A 25,859-nucleotide genomic window follows, 5' to 3' on the forward strand; every position below is an offset into this window, starting at 1 on the left:
ATTGTCTTTAGAGCTGTTTCGGCTGCCAAATCAACCGGGAAGCTATACACACCCGTCGAAATTGACGGGAAGGCGATGCTGATCGCCTGCTTTTCCATAGCAAGGTCGAGGGAATTCCAATAACATTTGGCGAGTTGTTCATCCTGGTTGTTGTCACGTTCATTCCAGACCGGACCGACTGTATGAATCACGTATTTGGCCGGCAGGTTGTAGCCACTTGTGATCACAGCCTCGCCGGTCGGCAACTTTTCGCCATTAAGCTGCTCTTCCCGCACGCGTTTGCATTCTTCCAGCAGTTCTTTGCCTGCTGCTCGATGAATGGCACCATCAACACCACCGCCGCCCATAAGTGTTCCATTTGCTGCATTGACAATGGCGTCCGTCTCCAGCTTGGTTATATCACCAGTCAACAGTTCGAGCGTGTTGCCGTTGATTTCGGTTTTCATGCTACCACCCTTTCCCATTTTGCTTTCATTTTCGAACATGTGGCGGGCTTTTGCAACTCAGGACAAACCCTGGTTTTTGTTATAAATGTTTTAGGGGTTGGCCGTGTGGGAAAAGAAGTATAAGAAACTTTCATGACAAAGGAGCATCCCACCTAATGGAACAAATTCTCTTCATCCAGACAGGAAGCGGAATTGATGTTCATGGTCAAAACATCACGAAGGCTTCGGAACGTGCTGTTGAAAATGCCATTTTTGCAAACTCCATGCCCGGGATTGAAAAAAGCCTCCCAAATGAAAAGATGGAAAACATGCAGGTGAATGTCCGTCTGGCTGTTCCACTCGACCGCGGCCAATTGGACGTGGATCAAGTGAAGGCCAGTATTCCGTATGGTTCGGTTACTGTTGATGTTACAGATGGCGGTATGGCAACTTCAAGCGGTATCATGCTGGAAGGCAAAGATGACGAAAATGATTTGATGTATATTGTAAATGCTGCAGTTGAAGTCGGTTATTAAAAGATTGATAGTCCCACCTGAAACCTTCTTCTCGAAGGGTTTTCTGCATTTACAGGAATTATTTTTTCAGAAATAATTCCTGTGTGTAACTATAATCGTAACAAATGACCTTTTGGTGGGATGGGTTCGAAAAATAATTTTATTTTTTTGAGTAGAAGATGCCCCTTTTTTCGAGTTCATTTCGATTATAAGGGTGAGAAGGACTCCAGGGGGATAGAAGAACAGTTGTAAAAATATAGAGGGACCCCGAAGCCCGGAATCCCTCCATATCTCTGCTAAAGCGCATGCTCAGCTAATGTCGTGGCAATCGAATCCTCAATTTCTGTATCCGAGCTGCCCAAATAGTTGTTCAGCATTATGGAAAATACCAGCTCTTCGCCGTCCTGGGATGTGACATAGCCGGAAAGCGCTGAAACCCCTGTCAACGACCCGGTCTTGGCAACCACATTGCCTTGTGCCGGCTCCTCTGTCATCCGGTAGCGGAGTGTTCCCCCAACGAAGCGCTCCGAGGCACCCGCGACAGGCAGGGAATTTTCAAATGCCGTGAACCAGCTTTTATCTTTAACAGCTGTCAAAAGTTTCGACAGTTCGTTCGCCGGAATCATGTTTTTGTGCGACATGCCCGAGCCGTCACGCAAAAGAATGGTGTCAGAATCCAGACCCAATTCCGTGATGAAATCCTCAATCACATCAATGCCGGCATCCCAACTTCCCTCATCATGAACCACTCTGCCCATTTCTTTTGTCAGGATTTCACCGTGACCGTTGTTACTCAGCTTCATGAATGGGATGTACAGTTCTTCCAGCGGCATGGATTTCCTTGATGCAAGCACATTCGCATTTTCTGGTGTCTCGCCAGTTTTGACATCACCACTGTTGCCGATGAATTTCAGGCCGTGTTCTTCAAGTGATTTCTTAAACACATCGACAGCATATCCGGTCGGCTCCCATACGGACACCCATGATCTGGACCGTGTACCGTCTTCTGGGATCGTGCCTTCAACGACGATGTCATTTGATCCGTGCTCCCGCTCAATGGAAATATCCTTGTTTTCTCCAGCGGGAACTGTTTCCGTTTTATTTACGATTGTAACGTAATCCGTTGCCGGAGTGACTGTAATTTCTGCCTCGTCGCCGGTGTTATCCCCCGGATGTGCTTCAACAATAACGGTGCCCGCATCATAGTCTTCATTCGGTGATAATGTTAAAGCTGATACCTGGGCTCCCGTGTAATACGGCTCGTCCGACCAGTTGAGATCGAGTGACAGGCGCACATCGTCATACCAGGTATCATCACCAATTAAGTCGCCTTTAATATTTTTAATACCCATGTCCTTCAGTTCAGCAGCAAATTGATCGAGATCTTCTTTCATTAAAGTCGGATCACCTTTACCTTTCAGATACAAATCACCATGAAGGACTCTCCCGCGTACATTGCCGTCCGTAAGCACCTCGGTTGTAAATTGGTAGTCCTCCCCCAATGTCTCCATGGCTGCTGCACCTGAGAGCAATTTCATGTTTGAAGCTGGATGAAGCCGCTGATCACCATTGCGTTCATACAACAGTTCCCCATTCTCAGAATTACGGACACTGACACTCACACTTGTTCCGTCCAGACTGCTGTGGCTGAGAATCTCATCAAGCTTGTCCGCCAAACCCTCATCTTCGCCCGCCACTTGAAGCTGTTCCGTTTTATCCGGTCTTTCTGCCATTTCTTTGGATGCTGATACAAACGATTGCTCCTGGCTGGCAAACGGAAGGAAAATGAGCATTGCCAGCAGGAAAAGGAGAAACCATTTCTTCCCGTAACGCGTCACAATCATTTTTTCTTCACACACCTTATTATTTGGAATATTTTCATTATAATAAAATATCATAGTAGTTTGTTGAATTTTTGTAAAAATCATTCTTTTAAACTATACAGACAGGCGAAATTAGTCCATAATCGCCAGGAGAAACCGACCAGATTAGATGAACATAAAAAAAGGCAGGCCGCAACCTGCCAGTTATTAATCGTTGATTGTATTCTCCACATTTAAATAACCCGCACCGTAAACGTTCGGATCCTTTTCTGTCCAGAGATCGGCACCATTTTTCAAACGGTTTTTCAATCCATCCGGGGAGGCATTCGGAAAAGCCTGCTTCATTAAGGCAACGGTTCCCGCACAGATCGGCGTTGCCATTGACGTGCCTGACAACATGAAATAATCATTCTCGACACGACTGTCTTTCTGTAATTTATCCAGGAACGAATTGGGGGCACGAAGAGACACAATATTGACGCCCGGCGCCAGTATATCCGGTTTTACCTCACCATATACCGTCGGGCCTCTTCCGGAAAATTCAGCAACCGTGTCATCTTCCCGAGTTTCTGCTGTATCTTTGTCATCAAGCGCACCAACCGTAATCACCTTATCACTGACACCGGGGCTGGCAATTGTCTGTGGCTCAGGCCCTGAATTTCCGGCGGCAACACACATGACAATCCCCGCATCCCATGCCTTCTCAACAACCTTGACCATGGGATCATCATCTTCATTGTTGTAAGAACCCGCTTCACTGCCAAGCGACATGCTGATGATATCTATCGGGTCATCCGGATGGTCTTCATTGTATTGGATACACCATTCGACCCCTTGCATGACAGTTTCCAGTGAACCGGACCCCATTCTATTCAAAACCTTAACACCAACCAGATCCGCTTTATGCGCAGGTGCCCGATATTTTGACGAAGAGGCGGTTCCGTCTCCCGCCGCGTCACCTGCACAATGGGTGCCATGTCCATTATCATCGTACGGATCTGTCCGGTCATTTACGAAATCAGCAAAAGCTTTAATCCTGCCAGACAAATCCTGATGCGGGTGAATGCCGGTATCAATTACAGCAATCGAGACACCTTTTCCCGAGAGTTCCGTATTGTTATAAACAACATCCCGGGCATTAATTGCATCTGTTGCTACATCCAATAGAGCTTGAACTTCCCTGTTTTTATAAATCCGTTTAATATGATGACAACTTGATAACAGATCTTCAAGTCCTTTTGGTGTGACATCAACACTGCAGCAGGCGATCCGCGGAAACTCGCACCGGAATTTATGCCGCGCACCTCTGTCGGTCACTTTCCTGACTTCGCTGCAGCCAGTATGATGACTGCCATCCTCAAACTCTATAATCAGTGATAGTTTCCTGAGCCGTTTAAGTGAGGCCTCCAGTATTTTATGCAAAAAACAGGGCGTCCATTTAAATGGTTTATATAAATTTAGTATTTCACCTCGCAGCTCTTTATCCATTCTGTCTGCATGGACACGTATCGTTTGAACCATTGAATAGCCAAACATTCTGCCACCACCTTTCACAATTATGTGTATGAAAGGTTGGTGATACAGCAACGGTACACGCACATTCCCGCAAGAAACAGGCTAATCAAATATTTATGAAAAATCAAAAGTACCGTTTGATAAGTGCGGCAAATGTGGTAAAATAATTTTCAACTTTAATTTAAGGGAGGCGCATAATATGTTTTTATTTGAAATTGATGATGACATTGCACTTAAACATCTGGAAATCCACGATGCGGCTCCTTTATTTCGTCTCACGGATGAATCAAGGGATACACTAAGGAAGTGGCTTTCATGGGTTGACCACACCAAAACAACCGAAGACTCCAAGTCATTCATCGAATCCGGCCTGAAGCAGTTTGCTGACAAAAAGGGTCTCACCACGGGGATTTTGTATCATGGGGAGCTGACCGGTGTTGTGAGTTTCAATCAATTTGATTGGACGAACAACATCGGTTCGATTGGATACTGGCTTGGCAGCAAATATGAGGGCAAAGGGATCATGACACGTGCTGTCAGCGGACTGATTGATTATGCTATTTATTCTTTAAAGCTTAACCGGATTGAAATCCGTGCTGCCTATGCCAACCAAAAAAGCCGGGCGATCCCGGAACGTCTCGGTTTTGTAAAAGAAGGGCAAATCCGGCAGGCCGAGTGGCTGTATAACCACTATGTTGACCATGTCGTCTATGGCATGCTGGCACATGAGTGGAAAGCTAAAGAACGCTAAAATGCGGGCATATTGACGCCCGCATTTTTCTATTTCGCTCCCTTTTCATAGAGTTCATCAAAATGGTTGACCATTTCAAAATCCAGATCGGTCAAACCTTTCATTTGCCACGACGATATTTTCATCGTGACGATTTTATAATCAATAGATATGAATGGATGGTGATTTTTGCTTTCGGCGTATTCGGCAACCTTATCGACAAAACGGACACCATTCAAAAAGTCCTTAAAACGATAACGCCGTCCGATCCACTTTTCATCAAGCCGTTTCCAGTCTGGCAGTTTTTCCAGTTCTTTTTCAATTTGTTCTTCGCTCAAACGTTCCATTTTTTTCGCCTCCATTCTTTAATCTCTGTACGCAACTTACTGTTTCCCATAGTTTAACAAATTTTAATCGTGGATACAGCAAATCAACATTCTATCCACAAACCATCCACATAATTCTGGGGATAACTTCTGAATAAATCCGATCCTCTAATATGTATGGTGGGTTGAGCATGAATGAACAACAGTTGGCAGGTAAATTCCTGAACAGCAGTCGGAAAAGACACGTTCATCAAAAGGTTGTCAAGGTTGTCCGGGTTCTTGCATATGTATGAGATATCAATAATGATGGAGGTGTTCTCCGATGCGGTTAATGGATATGCCGAAGTGGATTTGCTATGCGATCGGTTATGTATTTTTAACATCGGGCATTCTCAAGCTCGTTTCCAGCGATTTTCAAACAACATTTATCAACCTTGGACTGCCTTTTCCGGACACATTGTTGTTTCTCGTTGCCATAACGGAAATCGCCTGCAGTGCATTCATATTGGCACAATTATATGTGAAACAGGCGGTCCCGCCGCTTATTCTAATTATACTTGGGGCTCTTTACCTGACGAAACTGCCGATATTGATGAACCAGGGATTGCTGCAATTTGCCTTTGATGCACGGCTTGATATTGTCATGCTCATTTTGTTGATTCTCCTGTGGCAGCAGAGACCGGGTAAACAGCTATAACTGTACAGCTATCCACAAAGTTATCCACATATGCACAAATGTTCGTAATTATTTCGTTACAGAATTTGTGTTCTACACAAGATATAGATGTTATCTACATTTTATTCACATGCTGTGGATAACACTGACAATACAGCTTAAATTGCGTAACAAAAAGCTATCCTCTCATGAAAGGATAGCTTTTACCTTTGTTCAACCAGCTCAAATGTCGCTTCCTGCTGCTCGCCGTCCCGATAATAGGTGACCGTCAGCGAATCACCAACTTCTTTTTCCTGGTATAAAATCTTACGTAAATCAATCATATTCATGACTTGTTCACCATCTACCTCTGTAATGACATCAAGCCGACTAATGCCTGCTCTGTCTGCCGGGGTGCCGGGTTCAACACGCCAGACATAGACACCGCCTTCTACCTTATCTGGAAGATTCAGTGTGTTATGCCATTCCGTCTGCGGCACTTCTTCAAGCGAGTAAATTTCAACACCCATATATGGTCGCTTCACTTGCCCTGTCTGCTCAAGTTCATCCACAATTGGCCTTGCCACGTCAATCGGAATGGCAAAACCGATCCCCTCCACTGCCTCTTGGTTGATCTTCATCGAATTGATGCCGATCAGCTGTCCGTCGATATTAATCAGGGCACCACCACTATTTCCGGGATTGATGGCTGCATCCGTCTGAATAACTTCAGCTTGCCAGTCAGCACGGCCATCCTGGTTAAAATCCTGGGGAATCGTCCGCTGTGTTCCGCTGATGACACCTTGCGTGACAGAACCTAAAAACATGCCCAATGGATTACCGATGGCAATAGCCGGCTCACCAACATTCAGATTTTCCGACGTTCCCATTTCAATGGTCTGCTGTACCTGATCACCATTCATCTGAAGCACAGCTAAATCAGAAAACAAATCACTGCCAAGAATATCCGCTTCAATCCGTGTATCATCCGAAAGCACCACTTCAACCGTATCTGCACCCTGAATAACATGATGGTTGGTGATAACATAGGCGCTGCCACCCGTATTTTTATAAATGACACCGGATCCTGAACCGGCTTCAGTTTGCTGCTCCCCTCCCTGCTGCTGCCAGAAATCGCCTTGCTGCTGAATATTGATGACACCTACGACAGCAGGGGAAACCGCATCCACCACATCCGTTACCTGGGAGGATACATTGACTGACACATAACCGGTTGACTCAGGACGTAAATCACTGTCATTTGTCCCGTTCTGTGCTGTTTCGTCATTTCCTGTCCATGCTTCCGGCAGCATATCGGATTCCAATATACCCGGGAGTGCGATCAGAACAACAGCTATGCCAATAACAATACCAATAAGGCCGGGTCCTATCCAGTGACGTCTTTTATGACCTTCCTGCTGGTCATCATCAAAGTAGCCCATTTTAATGTCTCCTTTTAACCAAAGGATATAAGAGGTTGTTTAAAAAGTCCGGTAACAATGACACACCCTCCTTTTTAAACAACTATAAAAACAATCACATTATAGTATTACACAAATGGGAAAAATATTATCCGACTTCATATAATGCTGTTGGTGTTTTCGGATCTGTGTCACAAATATCGAGTGTGATGCCGCGCTCTTTTAAAATATTATCAACAGACATACGCGCTAAATCCTTCATATTGTTATCCTGGCTTAAATGGGCCAAATAAATCCGTTTCGTCCGATTTGTTATCAAGTCACTCAGAGCCAGGCCGCAATCTTCATTGGAAACATGGCCGGAATCACTCAAAATACGCCGCTTAACGTTCCACGGATAACGGCCCATCCGCAGCATGCCGACATCATGGTTTGCTTCAAATATGTAGGCATCTGCATCTTCCACGGTCCGCTTAATCCGCTCTGATACATAACCCAAATCGGTTACAAGGGCCACTTTTTTTCCGTCATTCCGGAACGTGAAAAACATTGGTTCGGCAGCATCATGGGACACACCAAATGATTCCACATCAATATCACCGAATGTTTGCACTTCCTCCATGCCAAAGTGAAATTTCTGATCAAGGGATATCGTACCAATCGAATTTTCCATCGCTTGCCACGTTTTGTCATTGGCATAGATCGGCAGATTATATTTCCGGGCGATTATGCCGAGGCCTTTAATATGATCACTGTGCTCATGCGTTACCAAAATACCGTCCAGACCTAACGGATCAACTGCCACTTCCCTGAACAGCCTGTCCATTTGCTTCCCGCTTAAGCCGGCATCAACCAGCAATTTTTGGTTGTCAGACTCAATATAAAACGCATTACCGGTACTGCCTGATGCCAATACACTAAAACGTAATGTCATTCAATCTCACTCTCCGATTGCTGATTAGCAGATAATAATTCATTAAGGTGGGGTAACACAAAACCCTTCATCTCATTATCATCATCAAGGTTTTGGATTTTTTCAATCGTGGATGTGATCGCACCTGTTAAAAACGTCCGTTCATTACTGGAAACGATCAGGTTCTCAAGCGCATTTACATGGAAATTTTGCTTTTCATTTACCGTTATCGTCCAAGTCGGTGAAAAGACCTGCTCGCTCTCCAGCGGAAACCTTGTATGCAATCCCATATTTACATCCGTGATCTCATCGCCATTTTCAAGTCTGTTGCCATCAAATAAAGCCCGAATAGCCGTCATTGGCTCGATTGGCTCGATTGACGTCTGCTCTTCTGTCTGCTCTTCTGAAGGTGGTTGACTATCCTCAAGCATCGTCTGTGTATAAAAAATCATTTCATTGTCATTATTCAAGTAAACAAGTACAATCCCATTTTGATTATAATAAATGGGAAGGTCATTTTTTTGCTGGAAAAAGAGAAGTACATTCATCTCGCTATTCCAGCTGCCAAACGTATATTGAGTAGACAGTGGAATATTGCCCTTCACAATATCATTTATTAACTTGCTGTCCGCGTCTTTGGGTATGGATACAGGATCTTCAAAAACAGATAAGATGAAGTTGCCGTTGATAACTTCTGACGTTTGATTATCTACATTGTCAAAAAATGCAAGGTCTTCATCCGTAAACGACTTTTGATTCAAATATAAATAGGATTCACTGGCATTTGCAGCCGGTAAATCAGCACTGATGCTGATATCCTCAGCTTCCAATTGCTGTTCGAACGTTGATTCCGACGTATCCGGCAGTGCAAATTCCGTCTCACTTGTTTGATTAAATAACATCAGCAGCAAATAGACGTCCAAAATGAGAAAACAAAGGATAAATAACGTTTTAATTTGTTTCCATTGCATCCTCAGCTCCCACCTTCCTGCTGTGATGTCATATTAGTTAAATCAATACGCTGCCAGGATCCATTGTAGTTCATAAACCAGGCCGGCTCCAATGTTACCGCGTCAGCATCACTTTGATAGGTCAAATCATAGCCTATTTTGATATCCTGTACATGATCCATGTTGTAAGTTGAACTGTTTTCGAGCAATTCAATCACTCTAATGCCTGACATCAGTGTCGATTCATCCCCACCCAAATAGTTAGCCAGGCTGTATAATGGCCGGTTGTATTCTTGCAGTTCCGATTCACGGTACTTCTGTTCGATGACGGAAGAATAGTTGCTGCCGAAAACAGGATACCCCTCATAATACATTTGATAGCGTACTGTATTGGCGGATCCATTGATATGAATATCTATTAAATGATACTCGTCCGTCCAGCCGAGATGGTCATTTATATTTACTCTACTTTGCTCAACCAATTCTGCCGGCTCCATTCGCTCTGGTGTTGTCTGGAGGGGGTTTTGAAATTCGACCGTCCGTCTGTTTGGATAAACACGCATAATACCACGGGCATTGTCAGTAAAATAGATTTCATTTTCACTTACCCGATTCCGGCTGACGATATCCGGATTCGTGAACAGTGTTTCTTTCATGAGCTCTGAATTGATGGTTTTGACGGCTATCGACTTGCTGGAGACGTCCACCTGATTATTTGGTATATAGATTGGTTTATCGGCCACTTCCACCCGTAAATATTCACTTAATCCTTCAAATGTTGTCAGGTATTCCCATAACTGCGCATATTTTTCGGAGTTATTGACGACTGCAATGGCCTGCTGCTCTCCGTCCTCAGACAGGAAAATGACATTCAGCGTGTTGGAATCCTCGTTGAATGTGATATACAGCCGTTCAAACCCCCATTGCGGCATCTGAACGTCATCATTGAAGGTGAACAGACTGCCTGCCAGCTCCATTGGTATGGCGTCCGGAAAGATCACTTCCACCTGTTTATCTTCGGAAGGGACACCATTATTGCTTGTTGTCCGAAAATCATACAAACTCCAATCCTGCATATTCTGATAGAGAGACGCCCGATCACCCGGATCGTTGAAGCCAAAGTAATGATCGTCATTCTGAAAAATAATCGATGTTGGTTTGACTAGACTTTTAAGCGTTTCATCATCCCCGCCAAGGTCGGTGCTATCCTCCACGGCATTTTGAGTAAGTCTTTCCATTTCCGGACTGTAGCTCCACAGGGCAAACGTAAGCAATAAGCTGACACCTACCAGCACCCACAATATAAATGTCTTTACCGTTTCAAGCTGCATTATTGACCCCTCCGCTTCTTATTCACCAGCGGAAGTGTAAAGAGAATGGCTGTCCCTTTACCTTCTTTACTTTTTGCCCAAATAGTGCCATGGTGTGCTTCAATGATTTCTTTGGCAATCGCAAGGCCTAAACCTGTCCCGCCAAGTTTTCGTGATCTGGCTTTATCAGCCCGGTAAAAACGATCGAATACCTTATCGACTTTATCATACGGTATACCAGGACCCTGATCTGAAACAGTGATCAGCAGCTGCCCTTTCTGTTTGGTTGCTTTAAAACGGATTGTACCGCCTTCCGGAGAGTATTTGATCGCATTCGAAATAATATTGTCCAGCACTTGAATCATTTTATCCTTGTCGAGCCAAACAAACAGTTTTTCATTCGGCAGATCGCGGTGCAACTCTATTTTTTCAGATACATTCATCTCAAACCGGTCAATCACATGATTAAAAAAGTCAACAAAATCCGTCTGTTCCTGCTGCAGTGATTCACTTTTGTTATCCATTCTGGAAAGTTGCAGCAAGTCATTCACCATTCTGATCATCCGATCTGTTTCATTTTGCGTGACGGCCAGGAATTTTGGCGCAATAGCTTTATCTTTCCATGCACCATCTGTCAATGCCTCTATATAACTTCGCATAGTTGTTAATGGCGTCCTCAGTTCATGTGAGACATTAGAGACAAACTCACGGCGTTCACGTTCAATTTTTTCCTGTTCAGTCACATCACTAAGTACCGTAATAAAGCCGGTAATATCACCATCTTCATCTGCAATGGTCGAAAACTTGGCACGGATCAGATAATCCTCTTCATTATCACTGAAGTCAATGATCATCGAGCCGCTGTCAGGCAGCTCCGAGATATCAACGGAATTCTCATCCAATTGTAAGACGTCCAGCAAAAACTTACCCTGAGCTTCTTCCGGGTACTGGTTGATCAGAATCCCTGCCGCATCGTTTAATAGTGTAATAAAACCATTACGGTCGGTAGCCATGACCCCGTCAGACATATTGGATAAGACGGAACTCAACTTGCGTCTTTCTTCTTCCGTTAATGCTCGGGAGTGTTTTAATTTGGCATTCAAATCATTAAACGATTCGGCAAGCTGGCCAATTTCATCTCTGCCATAAACATTAACCTTCTGGGAAAAGTCCTCACGTGCCATTGTCTGTGCCTGTCTGCGCATTTCTTTAATTGGCTTCGTAATGGTTCTGGCAACCAGAATTCCCAGAAATGCCGACACAGTAATCGCTAAAATGGAGCCCTGCAAAAAAATGCGGTTAATATCATCCAGCTGATTATAGACGCCTTCAAGTGATGCTTCGATGTAAAGAGCCCCGACCTGTGTTTGTTCATGATCATAAATCGGGACCGTCCTTCTGTAAATCCGATTTCTTTCCCGGTTGTACGCATTCTCTTTGTCTTCTTTCCCGAAACGCAGGACATTATTTATAAAATCATCGGTCGTTTTTTTGTTGATATTACTGTTGTGCGACGTGTCACTTGAAGCAATAATCCGGCTTTGCATATCGACAACCTGTATATTCATGATATCTGTCGTGTCATTAACTCTGACAATACTCTGTACTTCATCCTGCAGTGTTGGCTCGTCGTCATCATCAGACCGTTCCTTGCTGAAAGCCTGTTCCAGGTTCACCTGTAAAATGTCAACACTGGCTTCAATTGACTCCTCAAAGTTTTCACGGAGTTCGTTTTCAAGGCCACGGACAAAATAGGCGCTGAAAACCTGTATCGTCACAAGCAGTAACAGTATGAATATGATGATGAATTTCAGTTGTATTGAGCGGAAAAAACCAACTTTATTCATCAGACAGACCTACTCCTGTTCAGGATTACGTAAATAATAACCGACGCCCCTTCGTGTAACGATCCACATCGGATTACTTGGGTTTTCCTCAATTTTTTCGCGGAGGCGCCTGATGGTCACGTCAACCGTCCGCACATCACCGAAGTAATCATAGCCCCATACCGTTTCCAGCAAATGTTCACGTGTCATCACCTGGCCGATATGACGGGCAAGATAATGCAGCAATTCAAATTCGCGATGAGTTAGATCCAGCTGCACACCGTCCCTTGTCACGGCATACGCATCCGGATGAATTACCAGGCGGCCAATTTCAATATTCTTTGTCGTTTGCACAGCGTCATCCGGAATTTGCTGCTGCCTGCGCAGGTTCGCTTTTACCCTGGCAATGACCTCCCGATTGCTGAACGGCTTAGTTACATAATCATCTGCACCAAGCTCAAGACCCAGTACTTTATCAATTTCGGCATCTTTGGCTGTCAGCATAATGATCGGCATGGACTGTGTCTTGCGGATTTCCCGGCACACTTCATTACCATCTTTACCGGGCAGCATGATATCAAGTAAAACAAGATCCGGTTTTTCCTCTTCAGCCCGCTTTATCGCATCATCGCCATCATAAGCGATGATGACGTCATATCCTTCTTTTTCTAAATTGAATTTTAAAATATCTGCAATTGGCTGTTCATCATCAACAACGAGTATTTGTTGAGCCATAACCGTCACTTCCTTTTTTAAGGTTGTTCTGGACAATACGCACTATTTATATGTCTTTATCTATTCTATCGTATTTTTGCTTAAATGTCTTTCGTTAGAAGGGGAAAATTAAAGGTCAGCGTCCTTTAAGCCGGAAAAAACGTCCAACTTCACAAAAAAGACTGACCCCGGATTGAGTCAGTCTTGCCTCTTATTTATACTTTACTAAAGATAATCTTGCGGGTCCTTCAGTGAACCATTCTTGTATACTTCAAAGTGCAAGTGGACACCGGTTGAATTCCCGGTGGCACCCATCACGCCGATTTTGCTGCCTTTCTCTACCGTCTCTCCCGGACTGACATTAACGGATGAAAGATGCGCATACACCGTTTTCATGCCATTGTTGTGATTGATCACAATTTTATTGCCATAACCGCCACCGTCGTAACCGGCGGAGACGACTGTGCCATTATCTGCATCCAATATGGAGCGATTGCTCGGCTGGGCTATATCCATCCCTTTATGCATGGACCCCCAGCGTTCACCGACATGACTGGACACATAACCACCGACAGCCGGCCAATGCAGACTGCCTGTTCCGCGTGATGGGACGACCTTGGTTCCTTTGACGATAATTTGCTTGACAGGTTCCTTAGTTGTTTTTTCGTCAACGATTTCTTTATCAGTAATATTGCCGTTTGTCACTTCAAGGGCATAATGAACTTCTTTATGACCTTTCCGGCCTTCTTGTTTAACTTCTTTATCCCCTTTATATAAGTCGTCTGATTTGATCACTTTTGTATCATAGTCAATGGTTTCTTCCTTCAATTCTTCTTTTTTAACAATCACATCAACAAATGGCTCATAATCGGTTACATGAACTTCCTGGCCAATTTGCAGGATTGAATCTTCGTTTAAATCATCATTTAAATCCAAAAGCTCATCAACTGTCAAATCATATTTGCCAGCTATATCGCCGAGTACCTCACCTTTATTAACGGTGTGCACTTTATCTTCCAGCGTGCCTTTTTCAAGCATATTTAGCCCTTGTTTCTCCGTTAACACGTCCGACGGGGCGACTTTTTGCTTGGAAAAAGAAACATTTTCGGACAATGTCACGTCTGTCACAACAGCGTCGCCTGCGTCCAGTGATATATCCTTTTGCGCCTCATTTGTAAGGGCTTGCTGTTTATATTCCGGATTGCTGTTCTCCTTTGCTGAGAGATTTTTAAGAATGTCTTCATCTATGTATTTTGCCTTATAGGTTTCTAATACATCTTCAGCTGTCTCTTGGTCTTTAAAATAACCGACGGATTGGTCTGCTATTTTGAGCTCGACTGCTTCTGCTTTAACAGACAAATCATCCCTCAGTTGGCTGCTTACCTTATGATTGTTATATGCCGGGCTGAATACACGTTCCGGGACGAATGATACTTCTTCACCAATTGTCACGGAAAACCCGTCATAATCTTTTTCTCTTTCTTCAATCTTGCTTTCCATCACATTCTTGATGACAGTTTTATCGTCTATTTTTCCGATATGTTTACCATCGACATAAACGTGGTATATTTCTTCCAGTGTATCGTTTTGATCTGCATGCACTGTCGTAATCGTCAATGAAAGACCAATGCATGCCGTTATTCCGACTTTTTTCAGCATACTCAAGTACCCTGAAGTTTTGATCGCAGTCTTTGTATTTCCTTGCAGCAAGACTGTATCCCCCTCATAACCATTCAAACTGTATTCATCTATATCTTTATGTCTGATCTATGTAAGCTTTGTCATTACTCAAATATCAATCTACCATAGTTTCTGCCGGGAAAAAACAGAAGGTGAGCAAATGTAATGTAATTGTATAATTGCTTACAGTTTTTTACGTTAAGTGGCATGGATAATGCTGCTTTTTGACTGCTTTGCTGCTTTTTTAGCAAATTTCTTGTATTTTTACATTTGTGTTACAGATATTGTAATGAAACTTGATTCAGTGGGTCCCTGACGTATTGAAACGGAGGCTCATTGAAGCGGGTTCGTAAAGCTGAAAAATAAGACCTCCTGACCGTCTGGACGGAGGTCTGAAAACATTAGCTGTATACGCTTCTGACAATGTTTGTCTGGGTGCGGCCCGGTCCGACGGAAAATATCGACAAGCCAATTTCAGTCAGCTGTGAAATCCGTTCCAAGTAATGCCGGGCATTTTCCGGAAGTTCATGAATACTTTTTACATTCGTAATATCTTCAGTCCACCCAGGCATTTCTTCGTATACCGGTTCACACTCGGCCAGTTTATTTAAATTGGCCGGAAACTCATGGATGATTTCCCCTTTATATTTGTAAGCCACACAAATTTTCAGAGTTTCGAGGCCGGTTAAAACATCCAGTGAATTGACGGATAAATCGGTAATACCACTTACCCGCTGTGCATGACGGACAACGACACTGTCAAACCAGCCGACTCGGCGTGGACGTCCTGTTGTCGTTCCATATTCATTGCCAGTCTTTCGGATCTGATCACCGATGTCATCGTGCAGCTCGGTTGGGAATGGCCCATCGCCGACACGTGTTGTATAGGCCTTTGATACGCCTACCACATGATTGATTTTCGATGGTCCAACACCTGATCCAATAGTGACCCCCCCTGCAATTGGGTTGGATGAGGTGACGAATGGATATGTCCCCTGGTCGATATCGAGCATGACACCCTGTGCACCTTCAAACAATACACGGCGTCCGTCATCGAGTGCATCATTTAATACGACTGATGTGTCACAGACATACTCGGCCATCTGCTGCCCGTATTCGTAATATTCATCAAGTATATCCGCAATCTGAATCGGTTCCACTTCATAAACCTTTTCAAACAAGCGATTCTTTTCCTTTAAATTTTGCTCAAGTTTCATGCGGAAGGTTTCTTTATCCATTAAATCCGCAATACGGATCCCGCTCCTGGCCGCTTTATCCATATAGGCAGGGCCAATTCCTTTTTTCGTTGTTCCGATTTTATTATTGCCTTTATCCGCTTCCTGAAGGGCGTCCAATTTTATATGATATGGCAAAATAACATGTGCCCGATTGCTGATACGCAGATTATCCGTTGAAATATTACGATCGTGCAAATATTTAATTTCATCTGTAAATGCTTTCGGATCGATAACCATCCCATTTCCCAGAACACATATTTTATCATCGAAGAAAATTCCGGATGGGATTAAATGTAATTTATATGTCATGTCATCAATTTTAATTGTGTGCCCCGCGTTGTTACCACCTTGGTAACGAGCCACAACTTCGGCATTCTGTGACAAAAAATCCGTAATTTTTCCTTTGCCTTCATCGCCCCATTGCGTACCTACCACTACTGCTGAGGACATAACGCACCTCCATATGCATAACATCTGTATTTTACTTAAGAACAGCGTTATTTTATCAATAAATTCAAGCGATGTCAAAATTAAAAACGAATAATATATTGATTTTATAATATAATGTTCGTTTTGCATGTGCAGCTTTTTGATCAAAAAGAAAACAGCCTCAATTTTTGAAGCTGTTCATTCATTCCACATACAATTATATTGGGTTGTAATCCCCCCCAAAAAACGGGAAATAACATCCCCTAAATGTCCGATTCTGTTCGGGCCTGCACGATACAGGTCGCAAAGGCGTTGCAACACGACGTTGCGCTGTCCCTCTTTTTTTCCGTGAGGGGAAAGGCGCCCCATTGAATGAAGTTTCGCTTTAGGCCTGTACTGGCTCTGGTGGTATATCACTGCCCGTATAACGGTGATCCAGATCGACGAATTTATTATATTCTTTCACAAATGCTAGTTCAACATTACCGACCGGGCCATTTCGTTGTTTGGAAATAATAATTTCAATAATGTTCTGTTTCTCTGATTCTTGATCATAATAGTCATCACGATATAAAAAGCCGACAATATCGGCATCCTGTTCGATACTTCCCGATTCACGCAAGTCCGACATCATCGGGCGCTTATCCTGCCGTGCTTCCACACCACGTGAAAGCTGTGACAAAGCGATCAGCGGCACATTCAATTCACGGGCAAGTGCTTTAAGGGCTCGAGATATTTCTGAAACTTCCTGCTGCCTATTCTCCCGGGAATTACCGCTCCCCTGGATCAGCTGCAAGTAATCAATCAGGATCATCCCAAGGCCATGTTCCTGCTTGAGTCGCCGGCATTTTGAACGAATCTCGCTAACACGGATACCAGGGGAATCATCAATGTAAATCCCGGCATTCGATAAACTTCCCATGGCCATTGTCAGTTTACTCCAGTCATCCGCCTCAAGCTTTCCTGTACGGAGTCGCTGTGCATCAATATTTCCCTCAGCACAAAGCATACGGGAAACAAGCTGATCGGCACCCATCTCAAGACTGAAGATCGCCACATTTTCATCAGTATTAATGGCGACATTTTGAGCGATATTCAAAGCAAAGGCGGTTTTACCCACTGATGGGCGAGCGGCAATGATGATCAGATCGTTGCGCTGGAAACCGGATGTGATTTGGTCCAAATCCCGGTAGCCTGTCGGGATGCCTGTTACATCCCCATCGTGATTATGCAGCTGTTCAATATTATCATAAACATCAATCAGCACATCTTTAATCGGTTTGAAAGCTCCGGTATTTTTTTGACTGGATACTTCAAGAATACGCTTTTCCGCTTGATTCAGTACTTCTTCGACATCATCTTCATTGGTAAAGCCTGATGTCACAATATCTGTTGCAGTTCTGATCAGCCGGCGGAGCAAAGCCTTTTCTTCCACAATCTTACTATAGTAGACGATATTGGCTGCTGTCGGAACACTTGCGGCCAAATCCGACAAATAAGCAACACCACCCACCTCGTCCAACTTTTTTTCATTGGTGAGTGACGTTGTGACGGTTACAAGGTCAATTGGCTCGCCTTTATCTGTCAGCTTTAGCATTGTCTCGAATATCCGCTGGTGGCTTGCCCGGTAAAAGTCATCAGGCATAAGACGTTCAGCCGCTGAAGATAATGCTTCGGGTTCAAGAAAAATGGCACCGATCACAGCCTGCTCGGCTTCGATATTATGTGGCGGCGTGCGATCATTCCAAAGTTCACTCATTGTCTTCCCTCCCTTGTGGAGAGGTTTATTCCGGCATGTTTAAGAAAACAGCCTTCGTTATTTCTCCACAACGTGAACTTTAATAGTACCGGTAACTTCCGGGTGCAGTTTCACTGGCACATTCGTATAGCCAAGTGTGCGGATTGGGTTATCCAGTTCAATTTTTCGTTTGTCAATTTTATAGCCATGCTCATTTTTGAGGGTATCGGCGATATGTTTTGACGTGATTGAGCCGAATAAACGACCGCCGTCACCTGATTTGGCTTTTATTTCAACAGTCGAATCGGCAAGCTCGTTTTTCAGAAGTTCTGCTTCTTTTTTCTCTTCTTCAGCTTGCTGCTGCTGTTTTTTCTTCTTCGCTTCCAGTGCCTTCAAGTTGCCCGGCGTCGCTTCTTTAGCCAAATTGTTTTTCAGCAGATAGTTACGGGCATAACCATCTGAAACATTTTTCACGTCACCCTTTTTACCTTTTCCTTTAACATCTTGTGTGAATATCACTTTCATTCCGTTTCCCCTCCTGTAAAATATTCTTCCAATATATCTTTCAGCAGTGCTTCTGTATCTTCAACGGTTGTATCCTCTATTTGGGTAGCAGCATTTGTTAAGTGACCGCCGCCATTCATTTTTTCCATGATAACCTGAACATTCACATCTCCAAGCGATCGGGCACTCACCCCAATCCGCCCATCATCCCGCTCAGAAATAACAAATGAAGCACTAATGCCGCTCATCGTCAGCAGGGTATCAGCTGCCTGCGCTAATAAAACACCACCATAGGTTTGACCGGGTTCGCCTTTCGTAATGGCAATTGTATCATGATAGATTTCTGCACGTTCAATCAACTTGCTCCGCTTAATATACACATCCAGATCCTCTTTCATGAAGCGCTGCACAAGCACCGTATCAGCACCTTTTGACCGCAAATAGGAAGCAGCGTCGAATGTGCGTGAACCGGTCCTCAAGGTAAAGCTTTTTGTATCAACAATGATCCCTGCAAGCAATGCTGTTGCTTCAAGCATTTTTAACTTCAAATTATTTGGCTGGTATTCCAGCAGTTCTGTCACCAGTTCTGCTGTTGAGGATGCATAGGGTTCCATATAAACAAGTGTCGGATTATCAATGAATTCCTCAGCACGACGGTGATGATCAATGACCACTTTATATTCTGCTTTGCTTAAAAGCTTTTCGTTAGCAACCATGATTGGTTTATGCGTATCGACAACGACGACAAGGCTCCGGCTGGTGATTAATGCTTCTGATTCTTCCGGTTCAATGAAGTGCTGCCATAATTCATCCTCTTTTTTCAATTCGTCAACCAGCCGGTAAACACTGGTATCAATATCATCCGGGTCCAGCACAATATAACCCTCCACATTGTTGGCTTTAACAATGTTCAAAATGCCTATCGCAGCACCAATTGAATCCATGTCGGGTGATTTGTGCCCCATAATAATGACATTGTCACTTCCCTGGACCAAATCTTTCAGGGCATGTGAAATGACCCGGGCTCTTACTCTAGTGCGTTTTTCCATCGGATTTGTACGTCCGCCATAGAACCTGACTTTACCCTCATCATCTTTTATGACGACTTGATCACCGCCACGTCCCAGTCCTAAATCAAGGCTTGACTGGGCCATTTCACCAAGCTCAGGAAGCGTGCTGTCTCCTACACCGATCCCAATACTTAGAGTGACCGGAATATTCTGCTCAGCGTTCAGTTCGCGAACTTCATCCAGTATATCGAACTTGGATTTTTCAAGCTGTCCCAGCGTTTCCTTCGTTAAAACAGCCAGGAACCGGTCCTGGGATGATCGCTTTAAATAAATGCCATAATCATTGGACCAGCTGTTCAAAATGGAAGTGACTTTTGAGTTTAATTGGCTCTTCAGTGTGTCGTCCATATTCTGTGTGATTTCCTCATAGTTATCGAGATATATAATAGCAAGAACCGTTTTCTCATCATTATAGCGTGACTGAATTTCAGATTGTGCGGTACGATCTGAAAAATACAGCAGGCGTTCTTCCTTTTTGATGGTTACTTGAAAATGATAGTCATCCAAGTCAAGCCATATTTCATCATCATTCTCTTTAATTCTGGAAACCAGATCATCCGAAAGCATATTAAGTGAGTTGCCAACTAATGTGTCGTTTTCTGCAAAGCGGTTCATGTATGGGTTTGCCCATTCGATGTGATAGTCTTCATTAAACAAAATGATTCCGATTGGCATTTCCAGGAGCGCTTCTTCTCCAACGCGTTTCACCCGGTGGGAGAGTGTTGCGATATAATTTTCCGTATCTTTTTGTCTTTTTTGTTCTGAATGTATGCTATAGTACAATGAGGCACCGAGTACGACTGTCAGTACCAGGCCGATAACCCATTGAAAGTACCAAATAAAGCCAAGCAGTATGACAGACAGTGAATAAACTGTCCAAAGGTGACTGCTTAACGTTCGCATTCGTTGAAAATCTTGCATATCATCAGCTCCTACCTGAACTCCCACTCACTTTTTATCATTGGAAATGCGATCTCTCAAGGAAAAGCCTATATCAATTATACCTAACAGACGCACCAGGTAAAGGAAGATAAAGGGCATCAATATCGTCAAAATAGTACTCGCAATCGGCAATGCTTTCGACGTTTGCTTTACATAGGCATAATAAAAAATAAATGAGAAACCCTGTAATGTCATTAAGATACCTGTTAGCATCAAGACATTATTGACGGCCATAAAAACGAGTCCCTCAGGATCGAGACCGAAAAATGTCATGACCAACGCAAAAAAGTAAATCCATATTAATGAAACAGGAAGCCGCAGCATCCGGAACGGCGGGAACTGCAGCTGTTTATGGTCTTTCCTGTTAATGACTTTATAACTCACCCATTGACTGACAAATGCCAGCAGCAACCCCGCAATTGCGATAAATGCAGGCAGCAGTTCTGTCAGCATCCCAAATTGCTCAGTTAACATGTTCATTTGATCTTCTGTCAGTTCATCCACCCCAAATTGATTCATGACATCCTGACTCATTGTAATGGACTGTTGAATCAGGTCGTTCATTTCACTGACCAAATTGACCTGAAATACATATTGGCTAAAAATAAAAATGAACACGAATCCAATGACAAATCCAATGGTTCCACGTGCCAGTGTTTCATAGGCAGAAAGTTTCCTGTAAATAGCACTTCCGACCATAATGCCTCCAAGCCCCATTAATATTGGCAGCGGCAAGGAGAATATGGTTGTAAGCAATGATGATAGAATGGAAGCAGCAATCAGCATAACAATCGATGGCTTCCAATCATACCTGGAAGCAAATAAAATGAATGGTACAGGCAACAGAAATGTAGCAATTAAAGTGATAACAGGGACAAAGGCCGCAATCAGCATCAGTATCATGAATACGGCTGTCAATAATGCTCCCTCTGTCAGCTGTCTGGATTGGCTCATCGATTGCACCCTCTTCAATAAAATTTATTGCAACTGTTATGATGATGCGGTTGTTCAAAAGTCAGGTATCAATGACATGTCACAAAGTGGACCTTCGACTATCTACCGATTCATCAAGCGCAAACCGACGTCTCTACGTGCTTTGGAAGCGTGTTGGCTTGCTTCTCAGCTGTTCAGGAAAAGAAAAACACCTTTCCTGCGTACGCTGCGTTCGCTGCGGATTCAGGGCAGCACCCTTATGCTCATGTATCTAAAGGTATAACTGCCCCGAACTTCGCCGCACAGGACGTCATGAACTTAGCCGCCAGTCCTTTTTTACTCCTTTTGAACACACACTTATGATCTCTGATATAAGGTTACCACCTCGTTGTTATATGATAACACGATTTCAGCTGCAATTGGTGTTAGAATTAATGATAAAGCGAAACTTCATTCAGTGGAAGGATTTTCTCCGCTGAAGAAGGGAAACAGAGGCTTAGTACTCGGGCGTCCCCGAAAAAGAAAAACACCTTTTCTTCGTGCGATGTATCGCTGCCGCAGCTTTCCTTGTCCTGTTGCAACGCCTTTGTGACCTGCATGGTAAAGGCCCGAGCAGAATCGGGCATTTTAGGTCAGTTAGCCGCCGTTTTCTGGCGGGTTATTGACCATTTCATGCGGGATAAAATCATTATTTCCCGGGAAATATTTCTGGAAATTTGTCGATGATTTAAATTCAGAGAATATTCATAGTCAATTTGTGTGATTAATGATATTTTAATTATAGGTATGTGTTCATAAATGAGGCCATTCATTTTTTGACAGCCTCTGTTACAATACGATTTTATGATAATGTAACCGGAGATGAAAAGTGTGATATTTTGGCGGACGTTTTTAAATAGTATCAAATTACCAAACAAGCAGGCAATCTTTGCGCTGAATCGAATCGGGATGGATATAACAGTCATCTACCTATTTATCCTACTGCTGATTGTCTCCATTCCAGCGTTGTCTGTTCAATTGACGACCGGTGCAAGTGCAGATATAAACGTGTTTTTCCTGCTCATTTACTTTTTTATTTTTTATTATTTGCCATTGACCATTATCATATTTTTACTTATTTCATTGTTTGCGTATTTCGGTACTGGTATCGCCAAATCACTTAAACGTAAAATCAGGTTTTCAATCATATGGAAACTGGTTGCTTATACAACAACCATCCCATTTTTGTTATATACGGTTCTTGCATTCTTTGTTTCCATCAATGACATATTAATGGGTTTATTTTTCCTTTATACGTTTTTGTTCATGATCAAAATCATTACCGTTTTTCCCAAGCGAAAAACTCGAAAATAGGAGTGGAGCCTTGGTTATGCGACATCTCACATTTGTCTTATTGATACTCATTTCGCTGCTATTTGCAGGCTGTTCAAACCAGGAAGAAGCAAGCGAAACGAAATTACTGGTAGCTGCAGCATCAAGTTTATCCGAAATACTCTCTGAACTTAAAAATGCCTTTGAATCAGAGCACCCAGACATAACATTGACTTTGAATTATGGGGCATCCGGGAAACTCTCGCAGCAGATTCAGCAAGGTGCTCCGGTCGATGTATTCCTTTCTGCCGATCAAAAATGGATGGACCGGCTTGCTCAGGATGATATGCTTCTAACAGATACACGAACTGATTTTATCGGAAACAGGCTTGTTCTGGTATCCAGCCGTAATAAATCACTTTCAGCGAGCGAATTGCGTGATTTGCCGGATATGGAAATAGGACAAATTGCAATTGGCAATCCGGAAACGGTACCAGCGGGGGATTATGCCAAACAAGCGATGCGTGAAAGCGGTATTTGGGAAGAATTAAAAGACCAGCTCGTATACACAAATAATGCACAGCAAACCCTCACATACGTTGAGTCCGGCAATACGGATTTCGGGATTGTTTATGCCAGTGATCTGAATCGATCTGATTTGGTCAAGGAAGTATTGACGGTTGATGAGGAATTGCATGAACCAATCTATTATCCCGCAGCCGTTATAGCAGTAACTAAGTCACAAGAACAGGCTGAGGCCTTTGTTCAGTTTTTGCAGACAGACAAGGCACAATCGATTTTACAGAATAATGGCTTTTCGAACTAAAGGAGCAGACAGATGGACTTCACACCGCTGCAATTGTCATTAAGAATTGCCGGTATTGCAACACTTATTGTATTTGTAACCGGCGTATTTTCAGCCAGAATTATAACACGCAGCAGATTCCCGGGGAAACGTATTCTTGAATCACTTTTAATGCTGCCGCTCGTACTGCCTCCAACGGTTGTCGGCTTTGGTCTGCTCTATTTATTCGGAGCAAATGGACCAATCGGAAAGTTGCTTTTGGACTGGTTTGATGTTCAAGTTGTCTTTACATGGACAGGTGCTGTTATCGCAGCGATTGTCGTTGCTTTCCCGCTTATGTATCAGAGTGCTGCTGCTTCGTTTCAAAAATACGACCGTAACATTGAAAATGCCGCACTGACGATGGGAGCATCCAAGTGGCGGGTTTTTTGGACAATATCCTTTCCGCTTGCATGGCCGGGCCTCTTGGCAGGATTGGTCTTAACATTTGCCAGAGCATTGGGCGAATTTGGCGCAACCTTGATGATTGCCGGCTATATCCCGAATCAGACTGAAACCATTCCACTGGCCATCTATTTTGCCGTGGAATCAGGTAATCGGGATGAAGCACTATACTGGGTCATCAGCATACTGATTATCGGTCTGGGTGCCATTTTATGGTTGAATTGGTGGAGTGAACGGAATATTTTACGGTTTACAAGTGAAAAATGACTGGTGGGGAAATCATGCTTTCAGTGAAAGTACAGAAAAATTTGAAATCCTTCATGCTTGATGTTCAGTTAAATGTGGATGACGAAATTGCTGTCCTTTTCGGTCCGTCGGGTGCCGGCAAAACAACTATACTTAATTGCATTGCTGGTCTCAGTCAGCCTGATTCCGGGCAAATCATACTTAATGGACGGCAGCTTTATCACAACAACAATAAATCCATTCCTACAGCCAAGCGTCGTATCGGGTATTTATTTCAGGATTATGCTTTATTCCCACATATGACCGTTGAAAAAAATATTCGATACGGGGGGAAGGATGAACAATTGCTGAATCATCTTGTGAATATGATTGGAATCGGCCATTTGCTTGACAGTTACCCTCATCAAATTTCCGGTGGCGAAAAACAGCGTGTGGCTCTGATACGGGCGTTGATGACAAAACCCGAAGCACTGCTCCTGGACGAGCCATTTTCGTCGCTGGATCATCATACAAAGACTGCATGCCAGCATGAATTACTGCAGCTTCATGAATCGTGGCACATTCCTATTATTCTGGTTACCCATGATGAGACTGAAGCGAAAAAACTCGGCAATCAGATTTTGCGAATCGACAAAGGAAGATTTGTATCTTAGTAAAAAACCCGACTCATACTAATAATTGGAGTATGAATCGGGTTTTATACTTAGTCTGCCACATATGGCAATAATGCCATTTGACGGGCACGTTTGATTGCTTTTGTCAGTTTACGCTGATATTTTGCAGATGTTCCAGTTACACGGCGAGGAAGGATTTTTCCACGCTCGGAGATGAATTTCCGCAAAAGATCAACATCTTTATAATCAATGTGTGTTATGCCATTCGCTTTGAAGTAACATACTTTCCGACGTTTTGCACGACCACGACGAGCCATTTTGTAACCCTCCTTTTATTCCATAAGTGCGTATGGCTAATTACAGTTTCAGACGCACAAATCAATCAGACACCTTTATTTTAGAATGGAAGATCATCGTCTGAAATGTCAATCGGCTCTCCATTATCTTTAAATGGATTATCATTATTTTGATTTGGCTGGTTCTGATTTTGACTCAGGTTTGGATTTGGCTGGAATCCTGATGATTGCTGATCTCTGTTTTGTGAAGCCCCTTTTGATTCCAGGAACTGAACACTATCTGCTACGACTTCAGTTACATAGACGGTGTTTCCATCCCGCCCTTCAAATGAACGTGACTGCAGTCGGCCATCGACACCAATCATGCTGCCTTTTTTCATGTAGGTTGCCAAATTTTCGGCAGCTCTTCGCCACACGACACAGTTAATGAAGTCGGTTTCCCGGTTTCCCTGCTGATTGGAAAATGGACGGTCAATAGCAATCCTA

Annotated in this window: 25 protein-coding genes; 7 read left to right on the forward strand and 18 right to left on the reverse strand. The window is 43.5% G+C overall.

Going from position 1 to position 25,859, the window contains the following annotated elements:
- The coding region (locus tag VK080_RS01605) for an O-acetyl-ADP-ribose deacetylase (RefSeq protein ID WP_324223061.1) at nt 1–446 on the reverse strand (446 nt) is incomplete at its 3' end.
- 155 nt (nt 447–601) lie between these two features.
- Here VK080_RS01605 and VK080_RS01610 point away from each other — a divergent pair.
- Nucleotides 602–961 (forward strand): Lin0512 family protein, encoded by a 360-nt coding sequence (locus VK080_RS01610; RefSeq protein ID WP_324223062.1) that lies wholly within the window; start codon nt 602–604, stop codon nt 959–961.
- Nucleotides 962–1,236: 275 nt separating this feature from the next.
- On the opposite strand, the gene dacB is transcribed toward VK080_RS01610, so the two are convergent.
- Together dacB and VK080_RS01620 are read right to left on the reverse strand one after the other, a co-directional pair.
- Nucleotides 1,237–2,784 (reverse strand): D-alanyl-D-alanine carboxypeptidase/D-alanyl-D-alanine endopeptidase, encoded by a 1,548-nt coding sequence (gene dacB / locus VK080_RS01615; protein WP_324223063.1) that lies wholly within the window; start codon nt 2,782–2,784, stop codon nt 1,237–1,239.
- 186 nt (nt 2,785–2,970) lie between these two features.
- On the reverse strand, nt 2,971–4,299 hold the full coding sequence (locus VK080_RS01620) for a S8 family peptidase (protein ID WP_324223064.1): 1,329 nt from the start codon (nt 4,297–4,299) through the stop codon (nt 2,971–2,973).
- Between the two features lie 178 nt (nt 4,300–4,477).
- Between VK080_RS01620 and VK080_RS01625 the strand changes: the two genes are divergently transcribed.
- Nucleotides 4,478–5,029, forward strand: a complete 552-nt coding sequence (locus VK080_RS01625) for a GNAT family protein (RefSeq protein ID WP_324223065.1) — start codon at nt 4,478–4,480, stop codon at nt 5,027–5,029.
- Between the two features lie 29 nt (nt 5,030–5,058).
- Here the strand turns inward: VK080_RS01625 and VK080_RS01630 are convergent, their stop codons facing one another.
- On the reverse strand, nt 5,059–5,355 hold the full coding sequence (locus tag VK080_RS01630) for a 4a-hydroxytetrahydrobiopterin dehydratase (RefSeq protein WP_324223066.1): 297 nt from the start codon (nt 5,353–5,355) through the stop codon (nt 5,059–5,061).
- A 301-nt stretch (nt 5,356–5,656) separates the two neighbouring features.
- Between VK080_RS01630 and VK080_RS01635 the strand changes: the two genes are divergently transcribed.
- A complete protein-coding gene (locus VK080_RS01635) occupies nt 5,657–6,031 on the forward strand; it encodes a DoxX family protein (protein WP_324223067.1) in 375 nt (124 codons plus the stop codon).
- A gap of 182 nt (nt 6,032–6,213) precedes the next feature.
- Here the strand turns inward: VK080_RS01635 and VK080_RS01640 are convergent, their stop codons facing one another.
- The 12 genes from VK080_RS01640 to VK080_RS01695 all read right to left on the reverse strand — a co-directional run bounded on the left by VK080_RS01640 (nt 6,214) and on the right by VK080_RS01695 (nt 21,678).
- Nucleotides 6,214–7,431: a S1C family serine protease gene (locus VK080_RS01640; RefSeq protein WP_324223068.1), complete on the reverse strand. Its 1,218-nt coding sequence runs from the start codon at nt 7,429–7,431 to the stop codon at nt 6,214–6,216.
- A gap of 127 nt (nt 7,432–7,558) precedes the next feature.
- Nucleotides 7,559–8,344 carry an MBL fold metallo-hydrolase gene (locus VK080_RS01645; protein WP_324223069.1) on the reverse strand — a complete coding sequence of 262 codons (786 nt, stop codon included), beginning with the start codon at nt 8,342–8,344 and terminating at the stop codon, nt 7,559–7,561.
- Complete coding sequence (locus tag VK080_RS01650) at nt 8,341–9,294, reverse strand: two-component system regulatory protein YycI (RefSeq protein ID WP_324223070.1); 954 nt, start codon at nt 9,292–9,294, stop codon at nt 8,341–8,343. Before VK080_RS01650 ends, VK080_RS01645 begins: the two co-directional genes overlap by 4 nt.
- A 2-nt stretch (nt 9,295–9,296) precedes the next feature.
- Entirely contained in the window at nt 9,297–10,604 is a 1,308-nt protein-coding gene (locus tag VK080_RS01655; protein ID WP_324223071.1) for a YycH family regulatory protein, read from the reverse strand.
- Entirely contained in the window at nt 10,604–12,430 is a 1,827-nt protein-coding gene (gene walK / locus VK080_RS01660) for a cell wall metabolism sensor histidine kinase WalK (RefSeq protein ID WP_324223072.1), read from the reverse strand. Before walK ends, VK080_RS01655 begins: the two co-directional genes overlap by 1 nt.
- A 9-nt stretch (nt 12,431–12,439) precedes the next feature.
- The gene (gene yycF, locus VK080_RS01665; protein WP_324223073.1) at nt 12,440–13,144 is read right to left on the reverse strand and encodes a response regulator YycF; all 705 of its coding nucleotides are present in this window, start codon (nt 13,142–13,144) and stop codon (nt 12,440–12,442) included.
- A gap of 204 nt (nt 13,145–13,348) precedes the next feature.
- Nucleotides 13,349–14,833 carry a M23 family metallopeptidase gene (locus VK080_RS01670; RefSeq protein WP_324223074.1) on the reverse strand — a complete coding sequence of 495 codons (1,485 nt, stop codon included), beginning with the start codon at nt 14,831–14,833 and terminating at the stop codon, nt 13,349–13,351.
- 371 nt (nt 14,834–15,204) lie between these two features.
- A complete protein-coding gene (locus tag VK080_RS01675) occupies nt 15,205–16,491 on the reverse strand; it encodes an adenylosuccinate synthase (protein ID WP_324223075.1) in 1,287 nt (428 codons plus the stop codon).
- Nucleotides 16,492–16,855: 364 nt separating this feature from the next.
- Nucleotides 16,856–18,229 (reverse strand): replicative DNA helicase, encoded by a 1,374-nt coding sequence (gene dnaB / locus VK080_RS01680; RefSeq protein WP_324223076.1) that lies wholly within the window; start codon nt 18,227–18,229, stop codon nt 16,856–16,858.
- A 57-nt stretch (nt 18,230–18,286) separates the two neighbouring features.
- The gene (gene rplI, locus VK080_RS01685; protein WP_324223077.1) at nt 18,287–18,733 is read right to left on the reverse strand and encodes a 50S ribosomal protein L9; all 447 of its coding nucleotides are present in this window, start codon (nt 18,731–18,733) and stop codon (nt 18,287–18,289) included.
- Nucleotides 18,730–20,703 (reverse strand): DHH family phosphoesterase, encoded by a 1,974-nt coding sequence (locus VK080_RS01690; protein WP_324223078.1) that lies wholly within the window; start codon nt 20,701–20,703, stop codon nt 18,730–18,732. The genes rplI and VK080_RS01690 overlap by 4 nt, the downstream gene beginning before the upstream one ends.
- Before the next feature lie 27 nt (nt 20,704–20,730).
- Nucleotides 20,731–21,678: a YybS family protein gene (locus tag VK080_RS01695; RefSeq protein ID WP_324223079.1), complete on the reverse strand. Its 948-nt coding sequence runs from the start codon at nt 21,676–21,678 to the stop codon at nt 20,731–20,733.
- Nucleotides 21,679–22,518: 840 nt separating this feature from the next.
- Between VK080_RS01695 and VK080_RS01700 the strand changes: the two genes are divergently transcribed.
- The 4 genes from VK080_RS01700 to VK080_RS01715 are packed head-to-tail and all read left to right on the forward strand — an operon-like array spanning nt 22,519 to nt 25,116.
- Nucleotides 22,519–23,010 carry a hypothetical protein gene (locus tag VK080_RS01700; protein ID WP_324223080.1) on the forward strand — a complete coding sequence of 164 codons (492 nt, stop codon included), beginning with the start codon at nt 22,519–22,521 and terminating at the stop codon, nt 23,008–23,010.
- Nucleotides 23,011–23,026: 16 nt separating this feature from the next.
- Nucleotides 23,027–23,794, forward strand: a complete 768-nt coding sequence (gene modA / locus VK080_RS01705; RefSeq protein ID WP_324223081.1) for a molybdate ABC transporter substrate-binding protein — start codon at nt 23,027–23,029, stop codon at nt 23,792–23,794.
- A gap of 12 nt (nt 23,795–23,806) precedes the next feature.
- On the forward strand, nt 23,807–24,484 hold the full coding sequence (gene modB / locus VK080_RS01710; protein ID WP_324223082.1) for a molybdate ABC transporter permease subunit: 678 nt from the start codon (nt 23,807–23,809) through the stop codon (nt 24,482–24,484).
- Nucleotides 24,485–24,498: 14 nt separating this feature from the next.
- Nucleotides 24,499–25,116 (forward strand): ATP-binding cassette domain-containing protein, encoded by a 618-nt coding sequence (locus tag VK080_RS01715; protein WP_324223083.1) that lies wholly within the window; start codon nt 24,499–24,501, stop codon nt 25,114–25,116.
- Between the two features lie 50 nt (nt 25,117–25,166).
- On the opposite strand, the gene rpsR is transcribed toward VK080_RS01715, so the two are convergent.
- Nucleotides 25,167–25,394, reverse strand: coding sequence for a 30S ribosomal protein S18 (gene rpsR / locus VK080_RS01720; RefSeq protein ID WP_324223084.1), 228 nt, complete (start codon nt 25,392–25,394; stop codon nt 25,167–25,169).
- 80 nt (nt 25,395–25,474) lie between these two features.
- Nucleotides 25,475–25,859, reverse strand: a 385-nt coding sequence (ssb, locus tag VK080_RS01725; protein WP_324223085.1) for a single-stranded DNA-binding protein, incomplete at its 5' end; no start/stop codon positions are given.

Source organism: Lentibacillus sp., from assembly GCF_035301925.1.
Classification (GTDB): domain Bacteria; phylum Bacillota; class Bacilli; order Bacillales; family Amphibacillaceae; genus Lentibacillus.

Coding starts and splice junctions, on each gene's coding strand:
- VK080_RS01610 (WP_324223062.1), top strand. CDS start 602: ATGGAACAAATTCTCTTCATCCAGACAGGAAGCGGAATTGATGTTCAT.
- dacB (WP_324223063.1), bottom strand. CDS start 2,784: ATGATTGTGACGCGTTACGGGAAGAAATGGTTTCTCCTTTTCCTGCTG.
- VK080_RS01620 (WP_324223064.1), bottom strand. CDS start 4,299: ATGTTTGGCTATTCAATGGTTCAAACGATACGTGTCCATGCAGACAGA.
- VK080_RS01625 (WP_324223065.1), top strand. CDS start 4,478: ATGTTTTTATTTGAAATTGATGATGACATTGCACTTAAACATCTGGAA.
- VK080_RS01630 (WP_324223066.1), bottom strand. CDS start 5,355: ATGGAACGTTTGAGCGAAGAACAAATTGAAAAAGAACTGGAAAAACTG.
- VK080_RS01635 (WP_324223067.1), top strand. CDS start 5,657: ATGCGGTTAATGGATATGCCGAAGTGGATTTGCTATGCGATCGGTTAT.
- VK080_RS01640 (WP_324223068.1), bottom strand. CDS start 7,431: ATGGGCTACTTTGATGATGACCAGCAGGAAGGTCATAAAAGACGTCAC.
- VK080_RS01645 (WP_324223069.1), bottom strand. CDS start 8,344: ATGACATTACGTTTTAGTGTATTGGCATCAGGCAGTACCGGTAATGCG.
- VK080_RS01650 (WP_324223070.1), bottom strand. CDS start 9,294: ATGCAATGGAAACAAATTAAAACGTTATTTATCCTTTGTTTTCTCATT.
- VK080_RS01655 (WP_324223071.1), bottom strand. CDS start 10,604: ATGCAGCTTGAAACGGTAAAGACATTTATATTGTGGGTGCTGGTAGGT.
- walK (WP_324223072.1), bottom strand. CDS start 12,430: ATGAATAAAGTTGGTTTTTTCCGCTCAATACAACTGAAATTCATCATC.
- yycF (WP_324223073.1), bottom strand. CDS start 13,144: ATGGCTCAACAAATACTCGTTGTTGATGATGAACAGCCAATTGCAGAT.
- VK080_RS01675 (WP_324223075.1), bottom strand. CDS start 16,491: ATGTCCTCAGCAGTAGTGGTAGGTACGCAATGGGGCGATGAAGGCAAA.
- dnaB (WP_324223076.1), bottom strand. CDS start 18,229: ATGAGTGAACTTTGGAATGATCGCACGCCGCCACATAATATCGAAGCC.
- rplI (WP_324223077.1), bottom strand. CDS start 18,733: ATGAAAGTGATATTCACACAAGATGTTAAAGGAAAAGGTAAAAAGGGT.
- VK080_RS01690 (WP_324223078.1), bottom strand. CDS start 20,703: ATGCAAGATTTTCAACGAATGCGAACGTTAAGCAGTCACCTTTGGACA.
- VK080_RS01695 (WP_324223079.1), bottom strand. CDS start 21,678: ATGAGCCAATCCAGACAGCTGACAGAGGGAGCATTATTGACAGCCGTA.
- VK080_RS01700 (WP_324223080.1), top strand. CDS start 22,519: ATGAAAAGTGTGATATTTTGGCGGACGTTTTTAAATAGTATCAAATTA.
- modA (WP_324223081.1), top strand. CDS start 23,027: ATGCGACATCTCACATTTGTCTTATTGATACTCATTTCGCTGCTATTT.
- modB (WP_324223082.1), top strand. CDS start 23,807: ATGGACTTCACACCGCTGCAATTGTCATTAAGAATTGCCGGTATTGCA.
- VK080_RS01715 (WP_324223083.1), top strand. CDS start 24,499: ATGCTTTCAGTGAAAGTACAGAAAAATTTGAAATCCTTCATGCTTGAT.
- rpsR (WP_324223084.1), bottom strand. CDS start 25,394: ATGGCTCGTCGTGGTCGTGCAAAACGTCGGAAAGTATGTTACTTCAAA.